General features: G+C 42.6%; 16 protein-coding genes. 9 read left to right on the forward strand and 7 right to left on the reverse strand.

All coding sequences use genetic code 11. From position 1 onward, the window contains the following. Positions 1 to 97: 97 nt before the first annotated feature. Positions 98 to 655, reverse strand: coding sequence for an elongation factor P (efp, locus tag RMX69_RS20930; protein WP_069070428.1), 558 nt, complete (start codon positions 653 to 655; stop codon positions 98 to 100). A 203-nt stretch (positions 656 to 858) separates the two neighbouring features. Here efp and RMX69_RS20935 point away from each other — a divergent pair, with 203 nt between their 5' ends. Beyond that, the gene (locus RMX69_RS20935; protein WP_322638606.1) at positions 859 to 1,965 is read left to right on the forward strand and encodes a peptidylprolyl isomerase; all 1,107 of its coding nucleotides are present in this window, start codon (positions 859 to 861) and stop codon (positions 1,963 to 1,965) included. 45 nt (positions 1,966 to 2,010) lie between these two features. Here the strand turns inward: RMX69_RS20935 and RMX69_RS20940 are convergent, their stop codons facing one another. Continuing rightward, positions 2,011 to 2,598, reverse strand: a complete 588-nt coding sequence (locus RMX69_RS20940; protein WP_289794915.1) for a Uma2 family endonuclease — start codon at positions 2,596 to 2,598, stop codon at positions 2,011 to 2,013. An 89-nt stretch (positions 2,599 to 2,687) separates the two neighbouring features. On the opposite strand from RMX69_RS20940, the gene thiL reads away from it, so the two are divergent. Beyond that, positions 2,688 to 3,710, forward strand: a complete 1,023-nt coding sequence (thiL, locus tag RMX69_RS20945; RefSeq protein ID WP_322638607.1) for a thiamine-phosphate kinase — start codon at positions 2,688 to 2,690, stop codon at positions 3,708 to 3,710. Between the two features lie 80 nt (positions 3,711 to 3,790). On the opposite strand, the gene RMX69_RS20950 is transcribed toward thiL, so the two are convergent. Both RMX69_RS20950 and nadD read right to left on the reverse strand, forming a co-directional pair. After that, positions 3,791 to 4,804, reverse strand: coding sequence for a type I glyceraldehyde-3-phosphate dehydrogenase (locus RMX69_RS20950; protein WP_289794913.1), 1,014 nt, complete (start codon positions 4,802 to 4,804; stop codon positions 3,791 to 3,793). 115 nt (positions 4,805 to 4,919) lie between these two features. Then, a complete protein-coding gene (nadD, locus tag RMX69_RS20955; protein ID WP_289794912.1) occupies positions 4,920 to 5,546 on the reverse strand; it encodes a nicotinate (nicotinamide) nucleotide adenylyltransferase in 627 nt (208 codons plus the stop codon). A gap of 403 nt (positions 5,547 to 5,949) precedes the next feature. Between nadD and murC the strand changes: the two genes are divergently transcribed. From murC to RMX69_RS20975, 4 genes are all read left to right on the forward strand, one after another. Continuing rightward, entirely contained in the window at positions 5,950 to 7,413 is a 1,464-nt protein-coding gene (murC, locus tag RMX69_RS20960; RefSeq protein ID WP_322638608.1) for a UDP-N-acetylmuramate--L-alanine ligase, read from the forward strand. A gap of 123 nt (positions 7,414 to 7,536) precedes the next feature. Continuing rightward, a complete protein-coding gene (gene murB, locus RMX69_RS20965; protein ID WP_289794910.1) occupies positions 7,537 to 8,538 on the forward strand; it encodes a UDP-N-acetylmuramate dehydrogenase in 1,002 nt (333 codons plus the stop codon). 185 nt (positions 8,539 to 8,723) lie between these two features. Further along, positions 8,724 to 9,071, forward strand: a complete 348-nt coding sequence (locus RMX69_RS20970) for a YbaB/EbfC family nucleoid-associated protein (RefSeq protein WP_099100025.1) — start codon at positions 8,724 to 8,726, stop codon at positions 9,069 to 9,071. A 132-nt stretch (positions 9,072 to 9,203) separates the two neighbouring features. Continuing rightward, entirely contained in the window at positions 9,204 to 9,704 is a 501-nt protein-coding gene (locus RMX69_RS20975) for a low molecular weight protein-tyrosine-phosphatase (RefSeq protein ID WP_322638635.1), read from the forward strand. Between the two features lie 52 nt (positions 9,705 to 9,756). Here the strand turns inward: RMX69_RS20975 and RMX69_RS20980 are convergent, their stop codons facing one another. Then, on the reverse strand, positions 9,757 to 10,440 hold the full coding sequence (locus RMX69_RS20980) for a response regulator transcription factor (RefSeq protein ID WP_322638609.1): 684 nt from the start codon (positions 10,438 to 10,440) through the stop codon (positions 9,757 to 9,759). 648 nt (positions 10,441 to 11,088) lie between these two features. Between RMX69_RS20980 and smpB the strand changes: the two genes are divergently transcribed. Together smpB and RMX69_RS20990 are read left to right on the forward strand one after the other, a co-directional pair. Beyond that, complete coding sequence (gene smpB / locus RMX69_RS20985; protein ID WP_094349892.1) at positions 11,089 to 11,556, forward strand: SsrA-binding protein SmpB; 468 nt, start codon at positions 11,089 to 11,091, stop codon at positions 11,554 to 11,556. Between the two features lie 181 nt (positions 11,557 to 11,737). After that, a complete protein-coding gene (locus RMX69_RS20990) occupies positions 11,738 to 12,019 on the forward strand; it encodes a WGxxGxxG family protein (protein ID WP_289794908.1) in 282 nt (93 codons plus the stop codon). Positions 12,020 to 12,096: 77 nt separating this feature from the next. On the opposite strand, the gene RMX69_RS20995 is transcribed toward RMX69_RS20990, so the two are convergent. Further along, complete coding sequence (locus RMX69_RS20995) at positions 12,097 to 13,515, reverse strand: IctB family putative bicarbonate transporter (protein WP_322638610.1); 1,419 nt, start codon at positions 13,513 to 13,515, stop codon at positions 12,097 to 12,099. 328 nt (positions 13,516 to 13,843) lie between these two features. Beyond that, positions 13,844 to 15,394, reverse strand: coding sequence for a GAF domain-containing sensor histidine kinase (locus RMX69_RS21000; protein WP_322638636.1), 1,551 nt, complete (start codon positions 15,392 to 15,394; stop codon positions 13,844 to 13,846). A 716-nt stretch (positions 15,395 to 16,110) separates the two neighbouring features. Here RMX69_RS21000 and RMX69_RS21005 point away from each other — a divergent pair. Next, positions 16,111 to 17,304 carry a DegT/DnrJ/EryC1/StrS aminotransferase family protein gene (locus RMX69_RS21005; RefSeq protein WP_322638611.1) on the forward strand — a complete coding sequence of 398 codons (1,194 nt, stop codon included), beginning with the start codon at positions 16,111 to 16,113 and terminating at the stop codon, positions 17,302 to 17,304. Positions 17,305 to 17,579 lie beyond the last annotated feature (275 nt).

A 17,579-nucleotide genomic window follows, 5' to 3' on the forward strand; every position in this document is an offset into this window, starting at 1 on the left:
CCTCGACCTATCCGTAAATTAGCATTTTAAGTGTGGCAGGGAATTAATCCCTATGTAGGGATTTAAATCGAGACTTGCATTTCCGTAGAGATGAAAGTTATTCCCTGCTGATATATTTATCTTCCTGGGTATCAACTTTGATGCGTTCTCCTTGAGAAATAAACAAAGGAACCATCACAATTGCACCAGTTTCCAGAGTTGCTGGTTTTGAGCCACCTGTGGCAGTGTCACCTTTTAAACCTGGATCTGTTTGGACAATTTCCAGAACTACAGACTTAGGTAACTCTACTCCTAGAACCTGCTCACCCCATTTAATAACTTCAGCTTCCATACCTTCCTTCAGGTACTTGACGCGATCGCCAATTTGCTCACGAGTCAATCTGCCTTCTTCGTAGGTTTCCATATCCATAAAGACAAACTCATCGCCTTCTTTATAGGTATGCTGCATCGTGCTTTTTTCTAAAGTAGCTTGCGGCACTGTTTCCCCTGCGCGGAACGTTTTTTCCATAACGCTCCCACTTTGGACATTTTTTAGCTTAGTGCGTACAAAGGCTGAACCTTTACCTGGCTTGACGTGTAGGAATTCAAGCACTCGCCATACAGACCCATCCAATACAATTGAAACACCGGGTCGAAAGTCGTTACTGGAGATCATGAAACTTTCAAATTTTGGAAGACAATCGGCATTTATTGTACCCTTCTAGGGTCGTCATTGGGCATTTGTCATTAGTTTAGTTGTCATTGTCATTAGTCATTTTTACTCTGCCCTAGACCTCTGCTCCACTCATCACCTAACGTGGGAAGATTATTTATGGGTTACGTCCAGTCAACAATTCACTGCTGCATTTGAGTTATCCCATGCTTAACTTATTAAAATCCTGGCTGAAGAACAGCCTAATGGCAATACTGCTGGTAACAATATTTTTAGGCATAACTACAGCTGGGTGGACTCCCTCCAGTAGCGCCGCACTGCCAGCCGGCAATGCAATTACCGACGGAAAGGCTTTGTTGCGGTATGCACTCCCGATAGATAACAAACCTGTGCGGCAACTACAAGGCAGTTTAGAGGACATCTCTGCCCAACTGCGGGCGAATCGACGTTGGGGTGCTATTTCCAAAGACATTAGCCAAGCATCCCGCATTCTCGATAAACCTTCCCAAATCTTAACAAGCGTTCCCGCAGAACGCCAACCCCAAGCCGAAGCTTGGATTACCGAGTTGAAATCTGGGGTGGGTAAATTACAGGAATTGGCGAACAGCAAAGATAAAGAACAAATTCTGCAAGAAAGAGGCAAACTTCTGAATCTTGTGACTCAGCTAGAAGAGTCAATGGTGAAACAATTCCCCTTTGAAGTACCTGCTGAGTACAGCAACCTGCCACAACTTAAAGGTCGTGCCACTGTAGAAATTAAAACCAACAAAGGCGATTTGGCCCTTGTAGTAGACGGTTACAGCGCTCCTGTAACTGCTGGTAATTTTGTAGATTTGGTACAGAGGGGTTTTTATAATGGCTTAGAATTTACCCGTTCTGAAGAATCTTACTTTCTCCAAACTGGAGATCCTGCTGGGAAAGATGTGGGTTTCATTGATCCAACAACGGGCAAATATCGTGCTATTCCCTTAGAAGTCTTAGTTCAAGGAGATAAAGCACCTACTTATGGCATTACTCTAGAAGAAGCTGGTCGTTACGTTGATATGCCAGTTCTACCTTTTTCTGCCTTTGGTGCAGTAGTGATGGCTCGTCCTGAAAGTGAAGTAAATGGTGGATCTTCGCAATTCTTCTTCTTTCTCTTTGAACCAGAACTCACTCCCGCCGGACGCAACCTCTTGGATGGTCGTTATGCCGTTTTCGGCTATCTTACCGAAGGCAGAGAAGTTTTGGATAAACTGAAAGCTGGTGACAAAATCGAATCAGCAAAAGTGGTTCAGGGAATAGAAAATCTGGTTGAACCGCAAGCTGCATAAGAAGACACAGGGGACAGGAGAAGAATAATTCTTGTACAGACGCGATTAATCGCGTCTCCCCTGATTCAGATTTCCGGCGGTGAACACCCGATCAACTGCAATAGCTAATTCTGGAAAAGTCTGTGATACAATTTGCTCAGTGGCTGTAAAAACTGTTTCTTCGTAAAATCCATCTTCCAGTAGTAACACCGAAATTTTTGCTTTTAGTGGGTCTACAATCCAATATTCAGGAACCTCTAAGACCGCATATTCTGAGCGTTTATAACGATAGTCCCGTTTCACCGACTCAGGACTGACCACTTCGACAATTAGTAACGGTGGTGACTCAAATACTGCTGAAGCATTCAACAATTCTCTAGCTTGCTCCAGTGTCACTACACACAAATCAGTCAACCTAGATTTATTTCTACCCGTTCTCACCCCACTTTCCCGAAAACACAGCCAAGTAAAGTTACAACGTTTGATTTCTGCTTCCAAGGCAGTATCCAAAAAACTGGCAATCAGAAAATGTTCAATAGTTGGTGGGTTCCTTAGCTCTAGCTTTCCATCCACCAGTTCATAATGGGAACCGTTACCATCATCATAGGTTAAGTACTCCTCAAATGTGATGCTGGTTACTGGTGTTGTTACCATCCCAACTGGCTCCTAGACGATACCCTTATTTTAAACAGTAAAACAAATCATCAGTTTTCTTCGTAATTTTGCAACACGAAAAACCGATTGTGAACAGTGAGTTATCTTCTCAACAAGTAAAAGACATTGGTGAACAAGGAATTTTAGAAAGATTACAGCGCTTCTGTCCTTCAGAAATTATCGGCGATGATGCAGCAGTACTTGAGACTGCACCAGGGCAATCTTTGGTAGTGACTACAGATGTGCTGGTTGATGGTGTGCATTTTAGTAACCTCACCACTTCCCCAGAAGATGCAGGTTGGCGAGCTGCTGCTGCCAATTTATCAGATTTAGCAGCAATGGGCGCTTCTCCATTGGGAATCACTGTCGGGTTGGGACTCCCTGGTGAACTTAGAGTTAGTTGGATAGAACGTTTGTACCAGGGAATGACAGAATGCCTGCAAAAATACAATACCCCAATTGTTGGGGGTGATGTGGTGCGATCGCCTGTTACTACTCTGTCAATTACCGCTTTTGGTCAAGTTAACCCTAGTCAAATTATTCGCCGTTCTGCTGCTATTGTGGGTGATGCGATCGTCGTTACAAGCGTTCATGGAGCCTCCCACGCTGGCTTAGAACTCCTCTTACATCCCGAATTAGGACAAAACCTCAAAGATGCAGAACGCACGGCTCTAATCCGCGCACATCAACGCCCACAGCCACGATTAGATGTCTTACCAATCCTCTGGAAAATTTTAACTCCTAACTCCCAACTCTTCATTGCTGGTATGGATAGCAGCGATGGTTTGGCAGATGCAATTATCCAAATTTGCCGCGCCAGTGGGGTTGGCGCTGTCCTAGAACGCAGACAAATGTCCATGCCAGCAGCTTTTGACAATTGGCTGACACAAGAGCAAGCGCTAGAATATGCTCTATATGGTGGCGAAGACTTTGAATTAGTACTGTGTTTACCACAAGAATTAGCATCAGCTTTAGTGCAACATCTTGGTCAAGGTGCTGCGATCGCAGGCAGAATTACAGCCGGATCGACAGTAATATTGCACGACGAGCAAAAAAAATTCCCTGACCAAGTTCTGAATCTTAGCCAGGGATTTCAACACTTCAATAGTTAAGAGTTATGAGTTAGAAGTTTTAATTCGTCACTGTTAACTCTTCCCTCCTTATTCCTCACTCCTGACTCCTCACTGTTTAATTAAACCCACTTCTCGGCTACCAACTCTGCCAAATCCAAGACTCGTTGGCTGTAACCCCACTCATTGTCATACCACGCCATAACTTTTACTAAGTCATTGCCCATAACCAAAGTCAAGCTAGAATCGACAATCGAAGAAGCATCACTACCTTGATAATCGGAAGATACTAGTTCTAGTTCGCTGTAGTCCAAAATCCCTTTAAGTGGGCCTTCGGCAGCATCTTTGAGAGCTTGGTTAACTTCTTCAGTAATAGTACGCTTCTCAACCTGAACTACGAAATCTACCATTGAGACGTTCGGGGTTGGTACGCGCAAGGCAACACCATTTAGCTTGCCTTTCAGGTCTGGGATAACCAGCGCCACTGCTTTTGCTGCACCAGTAGAGGTGGGTACAATGTTTATCGCTGCGGCCCTCGCCCGTCGCAAATCCCGGTGAGAAGCGTCTAGCAAGCGCTGATCGCCTGTATAGCTGTGGGTGGTGGTCATCGTACCTTTGATGATGCCGAACTTATCGTTCAACACCTTGGCGATTGGTGCCAAGCAGTTGGTAGTACAGCTAGCGTTACTGATAATGTTGTGTTTGTTGTGGTCATAGTCATGATGATTCACACCAACCACAAAAGTACCATCCTCGTTTTTACCAGGAGCGGTAATCAGGACTTTCTTGGCTCCAGCATTTACGTGCTTGAGCGCTCCTTCTTTGCTAGTAAATACCCCGGTTGCTTCGATAATTAGGTCAATTCCCCAATCTTTCCAGGGCAAGTTTTCGGGATTGCGATCGGATACGCACTTGATGGTCTTACCGTTGACGATGATAGAGTTATCGTCAGCACTAATCTCAGCACCTTTGATCTTGCCTAGCATTGAGTCATACTTTAGCAGGTGAGCATTGGTTCTAGGGTCTGAAGTGTCATTAATAGCGACAAGATCGATCCGACTATTCTCTCTACCCACCCAGCAACGCGCAAAGTTACGTCCAATCCGCCCGAAACCGTTGATTGCAACTCTAATCACAGTGTCTTGCCCTCTGTATTTATGCTTATATGTTGATATCGTTGACCCCAATCATATCGCAAAGGGGGGGGCACTTTTAACCATAAAGTGTTAGATCAATAAAAAAACACATAATTTATTCAGATTTGTAAGAGTAGAGATTGTTGTTAGTGATATATGATCTGACCGATTCCGGGACTAAATAACGAATTGACTGGTCTTTGCGGCAAAATTTGCGAATTAGACTTGACGAAACTCCTACTAAAGGTATATTCAAGAGTTGCCAGTGAACGATCACAGACTCCTCCTTGAGTTGTTGCTCGACTTGCTTGCAGATTAATTTGCTTTGAGTTATAGTCTCACCACCTAGCTGTCGGGGTGCGATTAACCAATCACACATTTGTGCTAATTCGTGTCCCCGGTACCAACCGGGTAAGGTTTGGAAAGTATCCAAGCCCACAATCCAGTACCAGTGAGTATTTGGGTAACAAGCAGATAAGTCAATCAGGGTGTTAATGGCATAAGAAGTCCCAGACCGATTAGTCTCCACTAGTGAGACAGTAAATGCTGGGTTATCTTTTATTGCTAATTGCAGCATTTGCAGACGATGCTCAAACAAAGCTGCTTCTTTGTGAGGAGGATTTAGGGTTGGTACCCAAATTACCTTTTCAAGGGAGACTTGATGCAAAGCTGTCTCGGCTACGAGCAGGTGTCCCCAATGAATTGGATCAAATGTGCCACCAAAAATTGCTAGTTGCTGCATCCAGATCAGCCTGGGTTATATGCAATTGAAAAATAGTTTCATTACCAATGTACTATTGTACTCAATTCACGCCTAAACTTGATGCAATTTCAAATTAGTTTCACTAAACAATGTATTATGTAGCCAATTCCAGTAAGGTAGCCAAAAATATGTATTTGACATTACAAGAATTTCTTTCCCGATGCGGCCAAAATTTTCAGAATAATCTTAACAACAGTTCAGAAATCGCAAAAACCTCCAACCAAGGTAAAATCATTCTCAACCAGGAAAACCAGAGCAGAAACATCATTTGGGCATCAAACATGAACATGATACAGGAGTAGTTACGGTAAAAATCAAATTCCTGTTATGATACGCGTGTCATTTGTGATTATGGTGTGGTGTGGTGTAAGAGGAGCAATAAATGACTAATTTTGTAGATTTTAGTGGTAGACCATTTCATTTCATTGGCATCGGTGGCATAGGTATGTCTGCTCTGGCATACGTTCTTGCAAAGCGTCAATTTCCAGTGTCAGGTTCGGATCTTCGTCCTAACCACATTACGCACAAGTTGGAATCTATCGGTGCTCATATTTTCGGCAAACAAGAGGCAAGCAATCTCGAATTCTTTCAGCCTCAGGTATTGGCTGATTCAGTAGTATTAAATTCACCGGAAGAATTACCTACTGATACTAAGTCAAAACTGCCTCAAGTCATTTGTTCAACAGCAATAAACACTAATAATTTAGAATACAAAGCAGCTCTGGAATTAGGTTGTCCAGTTTTACATCGTTCAGATGTCCTAGCAGCTTTAATTGCCGATTATTACAGTATTGCAGTAGCAGGAACGCACGGCAAAACTACAACCAGTAGTATGATTGGCTATATGCTTCTAGAAGCAGGCCTAGACCCAACGATTTTAGTCGGTGGCGAAGTCAATGCTTGGTCCGGTAATGCTCGATTGGGACAAAGCCAATATTTGGTGGCCGAAGCAGATGAATCAGATGGTTCTCTGGTAAAACACGCTCCCGAAATTGGCATCATTACCAATATTGAACTCGATCATCCTGACCATTACGATACATTAGAAGAAGTCATTGACACCTTCCAGACATTTGCCAAGGGTTGTAAAACGTTGATAGGTAGCATTGACTGTGCTACAGTGCGCGATCGCTTACAACCCACAATCAGCTACAGCTTACACTCAGATACCGACGCTGATTACACCGTCACCAATATTGATTATCGTGCTGATGGTACCACAGCTTTGGTTTGGGAAAGAGGCAAAGCTTTGGGCGTGTTGACGTTGCGCTTGCTCAGTCGGCATAATCTCAGCAATGCTTTAGCGGCAGTGGCTGTTGGTCGCGCTTTGGGCTTAGAATTTGGAGCAATTGCCAAAGGTATCGCCACCTTTGAAGGAGCAAGACGACGCTTTGAGTTCCGAGGTGAAGTCAATGGCATTACCTTCATTGATGACTATGCTCATCACCCGAGCGAGATTCGCGTTACTCTCGCCGCAGCACGTTTACAGGCAAGACCAGGGCAAAGAGTGGTTGCCATCTTCCAACCTCATCGCTATAGCCGGACACTGACCTTTTTAGAAGAATTTGCCGAGTCTTTTACCCATGCTGATTTGGTGGTGCTGACTGATATTTACAGTGCAGGCGAACCTAATTTAGGGCAAATTAGTGGTGAACGTCTAACGGCGGAAATTGCTAAACAGCATTCTCCTGTCGTTTATCAACCAACTTTACCCGCAGTGTGTGAGTACTTGCTAGAAACACTACGCCCAGGAGACTTGGCACTGTTTTTAGGGGCTGGAAATTTGAACCAGGTGATTCCTGAAATAATTACGACACTTTGTGAGCCGGCTAAAGCCACATCCTAAGTGGAGACTTTGCGAAGTTTTATTTCCGAGCAAAGCGCCCCTCTAGCAACGGTTTCATCTGTGAATTCGATTACCGTATCTTTACGGTAAATTAATGTAAAAATTTTACCAAAAAAAGTAAAGATGACCATTTCCCAGGCAGCTGGAAAAGTCTGCACAGTTTCTGCTTTGAATACAAAGAAACAACAAAGAGCTAATTCAGTGGAGAGTGAAGTAATTTACTTACCCAGTACTGATTGTGCAATCAAGTCCCAGGCTTCTTTGTCAGCGTTTACTTCCTATAGAGTTGGGGGAGCAGCTGATTTATACGTTGCCCCACGAAACTTAGAAGCACTGCAAGCAAGTCTTAAGTACGCAAAAGAACGTAATTTAAAGGTGACAACACTGGGAGCAGGTTCTAACTTGCTGGTAAGCGATGGTGGTATATCAGGCTTAGTTATTGCTACTCGTCATCTCCGCTTTAACCACTTTGACCCCCAAACCGGTCAATTAACCGTTGCTGCCGGAGAATCAATTCCCAGCTTGGCATGGGCGGCAGCAGAATTAGGGTGGCAAGGATTGGAGTGGGCTGTTGGTATCCCCGGAACAGCAGGAGGTGCCGTGGTGATGAACGCAGGGGCACATAATAGCTGTATCGCAGATATGTTAGTTAGTGCTGAGGTACTTTCACCCGATGGTACGCTGGAAACTCTTACCCCGGAACAGTTAGGTTATAGCTACCGGACTTCATTATTGCAAGGTGGCGATCGCATAGTCACCCAAGCTACCTTACAACTCGCGCCAGGTGCAGACCCAGCAAAAGTTGTGGCAATTACCAAAGAACACAAAAAGCATCGGTTAAGCACTCAACCATACAACTTCCCCAGTTGTGGCAGTGTATTTCGCAATCCCAAACCTTACAGTGCTGGCTGGTTAATTGAACAAACTGGTCTGAAAGGCTACCAAATTGGTGGAGCACAAGTAGCACTACTACATGCTAATTTTATCGTTAATCGTGGTGGAGCAAAAGCTAGTGATATCTTCTGTCTCATTCGCCACATCCAACATCAAGTACAAGAACGTTGGTCTATTAATTTAGAGCCAGAAGTCAAAATGCTCGGAGAGTTTCAAGGTGCTTGTGGATAAAGAATGGGGAATGGGGAATGGGGAATTGGGAGATGAGGTAAAAGAATTAATAACCAATGTTCAATACCCTACTCCCTACTCCCAACCCATAACGCATTAATTATTGGTAAAAAAAGAGTCAAATTACTTACCGCATCTATAATTGAATTTGATTTGTTATTCAACGCACACGCGTATTAATAATTATGACAGGAAAAGGACAGGGATTCGGCTTTGGCTTAGGAAAAATGAAAGAATTAGCCGAAGCTTTTAAGAAAGCGCAGCAAGTTCAAGAAGGCGCAAAGCGACTCCAAGAAGAATTGGAGCAAATGGAGATTCAAGGAGAATCTGGCGGTGGTCTGGTGAAGGTAATTGTCAGTGGAAACCAAGAACCCAAGCGGGTAGAAATTTCTCCAGATGCTTTAGCAGAAGGTGCAGAAGTACTTTCCGATCTCGTAACAGTGGCAATGAAAGAAGCCTACAACAAGTCCACAGCAACAATGCGGGAACGCATGGAAGAATTAACCAGTGGGTTGGAGTTACCTGGATTTTAGTCATTGGTCATTAGTGAGCCAGCGCGGTCTTGGGGGTTTCCCCCATGAGTGACTGGCGAACCCATAAGGGTCATTGGTCATTAGTCATTAGACAAAGGACAAATGACTATTGACAAAGGACAAAGTATATCTATGCCTTACAAGTTGCTGTTTGTCTGCTTAGGTAACATCTGCCGATCGCCATCGGCAGAAAATATCATGAATCATCTCATTGAAGAGGCTAGCTTGAGCGATCGCATTCTCTGTGATTCTGCTGGTACATCTAGCTATCACGTTGGTAGCCCACCTGACAGACGTATGAGTGCTGCGGCTGCTACTAAATTGGGAATTAAACTGCGTGGCCAAGCACGACAGTTTCTAAGGTCAGATTTTCAAGACTTTGATTTGATTTTGGCGATGGATCAAGAAAATTATGAGAACATCCTCACTCTCGATCGAACTAAGCAATATCAGCATAAAGTGCGTTTGATGTGCGAGTTTTGTTCTCGACACACTCTAACGGAAGTTCCAGATCCCTATTACGGTGGTCAGGAAGGATTTAATCAGGTTATTGATTTACTCATCGATGCTTGTGAAGGTCTGCTCACAAAAGTTAAAAGTGAAGAGTTAGGAGTTATGAGTGAGGAGTTATGAGTTTGGAGTTTGGAGTTTTAATTCCTCACTCCTCACTTTTAACTCCTAACTTTTATTCCACTAAACCATGCTTCATCGCATAACGGACTAATTCCGCGCGGTTGCTGGTTGAGGTTTTTCTCAATAAACTGCTAACGTACTTTTCCACAGTTCGAGGACTCAGGTGTAGCTGATGACCCATTTCGGCATTAGAAAGACCATGAGTCAATAACTCTAAGACTTCCTGTTCTCTGTGAGTTAGGGCTGAGTGCAGATGAGATTTCTGAATTTGAGTGGACAGAGAATTATGGGCATCCGCCGCTTTTGTCAAACCGGAAATGCCCAAACTATCTTTATGAGAAAAACGATACTCTGATTGGATAATTTGCGATCGCTCCAAAAGATTGCGGATTGCTGCTGCTAACTCTTCCAGTTCAAAAGGCTTGGGCAAATATAAATCGCACCCTGACTGGTAGCCCAGAATTCTTTCTTGGGTTTTAATGCGTGCCGTTAATAAAATTACAGGCAATAAACGAAACACTGGTTGTTGACGCACCCGGCGCACCAGTTCATAGCCATTCATCCGTGGCATAACAATATCCGTGACAATCAAATCAGGATGATACTCATCCACCATAAACAAAGCCTCTTGACCGTCATTAGCCGTGATCACTGAGTAGCCAGACAGTTCAAGATAGTCGCTAACAGACAGACGAGTGCCCAAATCATCATCCACTACAAGGATCGTCAAGGGCATGGATAATACACCCCTAGCATTTTTTTACTCAGAAATTTGCTTCTATGTACTCCGTTACTGAACACAGACAATAATAGTGTTCTTATGTTTCATACTATGACAGGATTACCAGCTAATGACTGCTCTCAGGGTTTATTTATAAAGAAAATCTTAAATCATTAGGAAGGTTAACGAAGTTTAACCACCTTAGACTCCCTGTGCTTAGGAGGTATAAAGAGCTTTGTAATTTGTCACAACTCATCAATTAAGGAGAGTGAATGTTCATTAGCGTCATATTTGTCAGGATTTATGCAAAAAGGGAGTGAGGGCAATTCATCTAAATGCAAAGAAGCAAGTTACCGCGAAGTTTTTCGTAAAGAAGTGGCTTTCCACAGGGTATGACCTCTACTTGATGTGTAAGTCCTATCTGTGAAACTGCACAAAATCAGGCTTGGTGAGACAAGTTGCTCAAGCAACTTGTTCTATGAAATCTTAGAGGTAATCGGTATCAGCTAACTTAAAGTTGCCAGAAAACCTTAATTGTGAACTTAGAAAAGCTAAATTAGTGATATACAGTTCACCATTTATAGCGGTTCTAAGATACACCCTATAATTTACAAACCAATCCAAATAATTTTTTAGGTACATTTAAAGCACACAAAATTATCAATGAGCGACAAGAACGAAGGTTACAAAGTCATTTGCGACAACCGTCAAGCCCGTTATTTGTATGAAATTCTAGAAACTTACGAAGCTGGAATTGAGTTGACAGGAACAGAGGTGAAGTCGATTCGTGCGGGGAAAGTCAATCTCCAAGATGGCTATGCTTTGCTTCGCAATGGCGAAGCATGGTTGATCAATGTGCATATCTCGCCTTACAACGCTAGTGGACAATATTTTAATCATGAACCAAGGCGTACACGCAAGCTTCTATTGCATCGTCAAGAACTCCGTAAGCTAATTGGCAAAGTCGAACAGCAGGGTTTAACTTTAATCCCTTTGAAAATGTATCTCAAACGAGGCTGGCTAAAAGTCAGTATAGCCCTTGGCAAAGGTAAAAAGCTCCACGATAAGCGAGAAGACCTGAAACGACGCCAAGACCAGCGTGACATTCAACGGGCAATGAAAAGTTATTGAGGATTCAGTGTTGCTAAACTACCACAATGAGTGAGAAACGTATTGCTGTAAAAGCTATGTTGTATGTCTACAGCGTGAGTTATGAAAATGTTTAGTTTATAGCCGCAGATTGATTTTGTTAAGGTTGAGAACCAATACAGTGGTGAGTGACTTCGGATAGCATCAGGAACTTTTACAAATTATGAAAAGTAATTTCATTACCGCTGTTGGCACTGGTATTCTCACCTTGAGTATGGGAATTTTACCTTTAACTCTATCTGCACAAGCTCAAACAACTAATGACACTGGAGCCACTACTACTGCTCCAACAACGACTACTGACGATCGCAACGATTTTGATTGGGGTTGGCTAGGATTGCTTGGTTTATTGGGTCTAGGCGGGTTGGTTGGCAAAAAGAACGATCGCGAACCTGTAGCTTATCGTGACCCTAATGCCCCAAGTGCCACTAACTACAGAGATTAGACAATTCAAAGTTTATTTATGGAAAATTCAAAAGTTGTCAGTTGTTCGGTAAGAAAACAACTGACAATTTATTTATGTTAATTTACTGCTGGTTCTGAGTTAGTTGTATTTGTCTGGTTTTGAGCTAAAGGTGTCCAGTAGCTTGCAATTAAGGCAACGATCAGCCACCAGAGAGTATTGACTTCAGGACGATACCAGACAGTATCTACGGTACCGTGAGCTAGCATACCCAACAAAATAGCGATCGCTCCAATTAACCAAAATCCCTCTACACTTCTGATTTGTCGCAATCGTCGCATTTGTAAAAGTGCAGTATTAAATGTGACAATTAATAGCCAAAGAAAGCAGGCTAAACCAACAAAGCCAGTTTCTACAGTCACTTCAAACAATATCGAATAGGCGCTCAAAGCAGTGTAACGAGGGCGTTGGTAGAGGGGATAAACTTTATTAAAAGAGTTGTGACCAGGCCCAATGCCGAAAATCGGGCGATCGCGAATCATTTCAAATACAGCATCCCACACATTTCGGCGAAAATTATTACTGCTATCTTTACGGTCGGCAAAAATACTAAAGACTCGCAGCCGCACTGGCTCTACAAATATCACTGCTAGCACCAATACGCCGATTAAACCTCCTAACACAATCGGTATTGACCAAGTACGCCAAAAACGAGGCATTTCTACGCTTTTCCAATAAACTAGCAATGCCATCACAGCTAAAACTGCCACCACTAGTCCAATCCAACCGCCACGACTAAAAGTCAGAATCAGGCAGGAACTATTGACAATTAGCATCGTTAATGCAAGAGCTTTTTTAGGCCAGCTTTGCCATGCAAAAATTGCCACTAAACTAAAAATTACTGCTGGTAGGAGGTATCCAGCCAATAAGTTGGGATTGCCTAAATAACTATAGACTCTTGTAGTCTTAGACATCGGAGATTCTGGATCAACCCAAGTTGCCAATGCTGTGGCTCCAAAAAACCATTGGCGCAACCCGTATACACTAACAATTAACGATACATGTAGATAAAGGATGATAATCCAAGAACGGAGGCGAGGCGACCTTAATACCCTGGCACAAAGGGCAAATAGTAGCAAATACAAGGTCAACGTTCCCAAGTCGTTAAGTGCTGCCTTTTTGACTGGTGATAATGCTGTTGCAATTGCGGCAACTCCCCAGTAGAGCAGTACTAGCAGGTGAATGGGAGTGACTGACGAGACATTTGCTGTTGTTACTTCATCTGATAAAGTCAACAACAGCCAAAATCCGACACAAGCCACCAGCAACAAACCCACCAACGTACTGGAAGCAAAAGGTGCTAGAGCATATATTAAGCTGAGTAAAGCTGCTGCGATCGCATCTCCCCATTGAAGCAAGACGCTAGTTTGCCGCCAAGAACTTAGCAATCCCACCAGAGAGCGGTGTACATAACTGGTAGCAAGATATTCTTTGAGCGGTAAAGTTGATAGAGTAAATCGTTGCCAGACTAAATTCATAAAAAACATTGCGATCGATTAGCCTGCCGACGCAGAACTTGGAATCGATCATAATGCCTATAGCTATAAAAAGGTAATAACAGAAATTGCCCATCGCGTGATGGCGCTTTTATTCCTAGCCATCAGCCAATAGGAAGTTAAGATAGTTCTTCATATACTTAGTACAGCTTAATGTAAAATGGTGGTGAATTGAGGGTTGAAATTTAAAGGTATAGGTAAGCGCAAAAGCACACAGAGAATTAATCAAATCTAGATAGAAAATACGTCTTTCCCAATCTCCATTACCCCTTATCCCCAGAGGGGGCCCCACCTTCCCCAATCCCCACGATTAGACATCGCTAATTGCTTGTGAGGAAGTCGCTAGTTGCAGTGGCAAAGAAAGCACATAACGATATCCTGATTCTGGTGAACCTTGAATCAAAATATGTCCACCATGTAATTCTGCCAGTTGACAGCTTAGTAATAGACCTAAGCTTTCACGAGAAAGACTTCCATGTGATTTAGCTAAATTTATACCTGAACTAGTAGCAAAGAAATTTGAGTGGGAATCACTCAAGTTTTTGGAATTTTCCACTGCTACTGATAAAGTATCTAGTTGTTCTTGTCTTTCTGTATGAGTATTGTAAGTTGCGACCTCACCTGTAAGCTCCAGCAGCGACAAAGAATTGAGACGGAAGTAAGGATCGACCTCTGTTATGCCATCGCCTAACCAGGGATGGGAAACCCAAATAGTAATGTTAAGCGCATCTTCTTTGTAAGAAACATGAATGCGAACAATGCTACCTGTAGCCGAAAGTTGAATCACACTGAAAACCAGATGATAAAGCATTTGCCGCACCTTGTCTTTATCTAAAGGCCAAATGCGATTGCGTCCCGGTTCTATAGACAGGCGAATATCTTGCTCGCGGCGATTAGCTACTTCTTCTAGGGTATTGATAGCTTGTTGGCATAGCATTTCAATATCCACGGGAGCTAAATTTAGCACAGTTGAGTTTTCATCCATCGCTCCTAGTTCGGTAATTTCGTTTACTAGGGAAAGTAAATACCGACCACTGTGTTGGATAATTTCTAAATATTCTCTCTGCTTAGTCGTCAAAGGCCCATAAATCTCACGTCCTAAAACACTAGCCATACCGAGTACAGATGTTAAGGGCGTGCGTAACTCCTGAGTTAGCTGACTCAAAAGTTCTAGCTTCAGTTGCTTAGTAGAAACAGAGTCGCTATCTGTGGATGCAGTAATTTTAATCTCAGTGTTACGTTCCTCATTCAGTGAAAACATCGGAACGTTTTTGGCAGCGCTTGATTCGAGTTTGCCTTGCAGGAGTCTATTACGTTCAAATTCACTCATGCTCCAACGAGCAATGATTTGTAAAAACTCAATATCTCGCGTTGTAAAATTGCGCGGGACTAAATCCATCACCGCTAATGCACCTAAACAATGTCCCTCAGCATCAATTAATGGCGCTCCTAAGTAAGCACGAATACCATAATCTTGCACTAACTTGCTGCCAGCAAGTACAGGATCGGTAAGTTTATGCGTATCATTAATTACAAATACTTGAAAGTTATCTACTACCTGAGTGCAAAATGATTCCCGGCGTAGTAGTTGGCGGCTTTGTGCCAAATGATTCATTAGTCCTAGTCTAGATAAGCCTATCGCCGATTTGAACCAATGGCGTTCTTGATCCACAAATCCCAATATCGAAATTGGTGCTTCCAAAAAGTGGGCAGCAGTCTGTGTGGCTTCTTCAAAAACCGGAATCGTTTCTGGTTGCCGCAAACCTAAATCGGACAAAGCTTTGAGGCGTTGCTGTTCTCTTGATTCATGAGAATCCCAACCATCCTTTAGGGCAAATAATTTGTTTTCAGGCTCTATCATTGCCACTGCTACCTTAATAATTTCTCTATTGTGTAATTGATCCAAGTCCTATTTCTAGGTTATCAATTGCTATTTTTAAGCATTCCCTAATTTTGCCTCTGACAAACAAATTTAGGGCAAAAATTTTTTCTCCCTTGCATTAAGCCAAGATATGGTGTCTGCTAGTTACTAGTTACTGGTGCTGAATGTTCTTTATCTAGCACTGATGTAGTCTTTATTGCTTGAGATTTTGCAAGCAGACTGCGTTAGATTTGAATTCCGTCAGGGTAAGCTAATGCTAAGGATACAATACAAAGGGGCTGTGATTATTTATGTATATAAGGGAAAATTTTGACTGTAACATTCAAAGTAAATTTACTTAAAAAAATAGATATTGGTGTAATTAAATATAGACATTTTACTGAGAACAGTTAGCACCCAGAGATGATAATCCTAGTGCAGGATGACCTAAATAGGGCAACCATATCTCTACGGATTAGCAAACTACCAAATTATTGAAAAGCCCAGTTTATGAAATTTTTGAATTTTGAGAGAAGTCTCATGGCAACTTCGGGCGCTCAAATTAAGAGGGCGTGATTTTGAAAACTATAACCGACTAAATAATTGATCTAAGTCTTTATCCAATAGATTAAATCTATGACAATTTCATGCCGAAAATTGTACAATAGGTTCTATTTTTTCCATGTAAGGAAACAATTTTTTGAGGACGACTGGTAATGAATAAAATGACTATTAGAGTTCCATTTGTAGACCTAAAGTTACAACATGAACCAATTCAAACGCAATTGCAAGATGCAATCCAATCTGTATTGGAACGGGGAGATTTTATTTTAGGACAAGCACTTTCAGATTTTGAAGCAGCATTTGCGGCAGTATCTGGTACGGCTTATGGAGTTGGTGTGGCATCAGGAACAGATGCGATCGCTCTGGGGTTACAAGCGTGTAATATTGGTACTGGCGATGAAGTGATTTTACCCGCAAATACCTTTATCGCCACCTTAATTGGGGTGCTACGTGCTGGCGCCAAGCCAATTTTGGTAGATTGCGATCGCCAAACTGCTTTAATTGATTTAAGAGAAGCAGCAAAGGCAATTACGCCTCAGACTAAAGCGATTATCCCTGTGCATCTCTATGGTCAGATGGTATCACCTCGCGATTTAGTGAACTTTGCCGATACCTACAAACTCCTAATTTTTGAAGATGCCGCCCAAGCACATCTCGCCCAAAGAGACGGATATTACGCTGGTTCAGTAGGAATAGCAGCAGCTTTTAGTTTCTATCCCAGCAAAAATTTGGGAGCATTTGGGGATGGGGGAATGCTGCTGACACGAGATGTAGATGTAGCCCAAAAGATGGTGCGCTTGCGAAATTATGGTGCATCGCAAAAGTATTTTCATACTGAATCAGGTACGAATAGCCGCTTGGATACTTTGCAAGCAGCAATTTTGCACAAAAAACTCCCATATTTGCCGCAGTGGAATCGCGATCGCCTAACTATTGCCCAGCAGTATGATAATGAGCTAGCACCCTTGGCAACTGCTGGAATTATCCCTATAGAAAATCAAAGTGATACAGGACACGTTTATCATCTTTATGTGATTAAAGTAGATGATTCTTGCCCAATAGAACGCCAGCAACTCCAGGAAAAACTCACGGCGGCGGGGATTCAAACTGGTATTCACTATCCAATTCCTTGTCATCTCCAGCCAGCATTCACCAACTTAGGCTATCAACTGGGAGATTTTCCTCAAGCAGAAAAGTTATCAAAGCAAATATTATCATTACCGATGTATCCTGGTTTGAGTAGTAGCCAAGTTAAAGAAGTTGTAGCAGCGATCGCCAATGCAGTCTCAACAAGTTATCAGGTAGATAATCTATCTCCTGCTGACCTTGGCAGCGTGGTAGCCTGAAGTTAATTCATACTTAATGTACATCTAAAAATTAGACATTTGTCCTTTGTCAATAGTCATTTGTCCTTTGTCCTTTGTTAAAAACTAATGACCAATACTTCTCTACGAGAGTCTACACCAACGACTACGCGGTAGTTGAATCTCGACTTACCTCGACTTCGCTCGGCACAAGTCGCTCGATTACCGCGCAGTCGAAACTCAGTACAAGTGACCAATGACCAATGACTAATAAGCAATGACTAATAACCAATGACCAATGACCAATGACTAATACT

The organism is Nostoc sp. EspVER01, assembly GCF_034530635.1.
Lineage (GTDB): Bacteria > Cyanobacteriota > Cyanobacteriia > Cyanobacteriales > Nostocaceae > Nostoc.

Excerpts from the sequence above, each read along its gene's own strand:
- efp (WP_069070428.1), bottom strand. The coding sequence starts at position 655 with ATGATCTCCAGTAACGACTTTCGACCCGGTGTTTCAATTGTATTGGAT.
- RMX69_RS20935 (WP_322638606.1), top strand. The coding sequence starts at position 859 with ATGCTTAACTTATTAAAATCCTGGCTGAAGAACAGCCTAATGGCAATA.
- RMX69_RS20940 (WP_289794915.1), bottom strand. The coding sequence starts at position 2,598 with ATGGTAACAACACCAGTAACCAGCATCACATTTGAGGAGTACTTAACC.
- nadD (WP_289794912.1), bottom strand. The coding sequence starts at position 5,546 with ATGCAGCAACTAGCAATTTTTGGTGGCACATTTGATCCAATTCATTGG.
- murC (WP_322638608.1), top strand. The coding sequence starts at position 5,950 with ATGACTAATTTTGTAGATTTTAGTGGTAGACCATTTCATTTCATTGGC.
- murB (WP_289794910.1), top strand. The coding sequence starts at position 7,537 with ATGACCATTTCCCAGGCAGCTGGAAAAGTCTGCACAGTTTCTGCTTTG.
- RMX69_RS20970 (WP_099100025.1), top strand. The coding sequence starts at position 8,724 with ATGACAGGAAAAGGACAGGGATTCGGCTTTGGCTTAGGAAAAATGAAA.
- RMX69_RS20975 (WP_322638635.1), top strand. The coding sequence starts at position 9,204 with ATGCCTTACAAGTTGCTGTTTGTCTGCTTAGGTAACATCTGCCGATCG.
- RMX69_RS20980 (WP_322638609.1), bottom strand. The coding sequence starts at position 10,440 with ATGCCCTTGACGATCCTTGTAGTGGATGATGATTTGGGCACTCGTCTG.
- smpB (WP_094349892.1), top strand. The coding sequence starts at position 11,089 with ATGAGCGACAAGAACGAAGGTTACAAAGTCATTTGCGACAACCGTCAA.
- RMX69_RS20990 (WP_289794908.1), top strand. The coding sequence starts at position 11,738 with ATGAAAAGTAATTTCATTACCGCTGTTGGCACTGGTATTCTCACCTTG.
- RMX69_RS20995 (WP_322638610.1), bottom strand. The coding sequence starts at position 13,515 with ATGAATTTAGTCTGGCAACGATTTACTCTATCAACTTTACCGCTCAAA.
- RMX69_RS21000 (WP_322638636.1), bottom strand. The coding sequence starts at position 15,394 with ATGATAGAGCCTGAAAACAAATTATTTGCCCTAAAGGATGGTTGGGAT.
- RMX69_RS21005 (WP_322638611.1), top strand. The coding sequence starts at position 16,111 with ATGAATAAAATGACTATTAGAGTTCCATTTGTAGACCTAAAGTTACAA.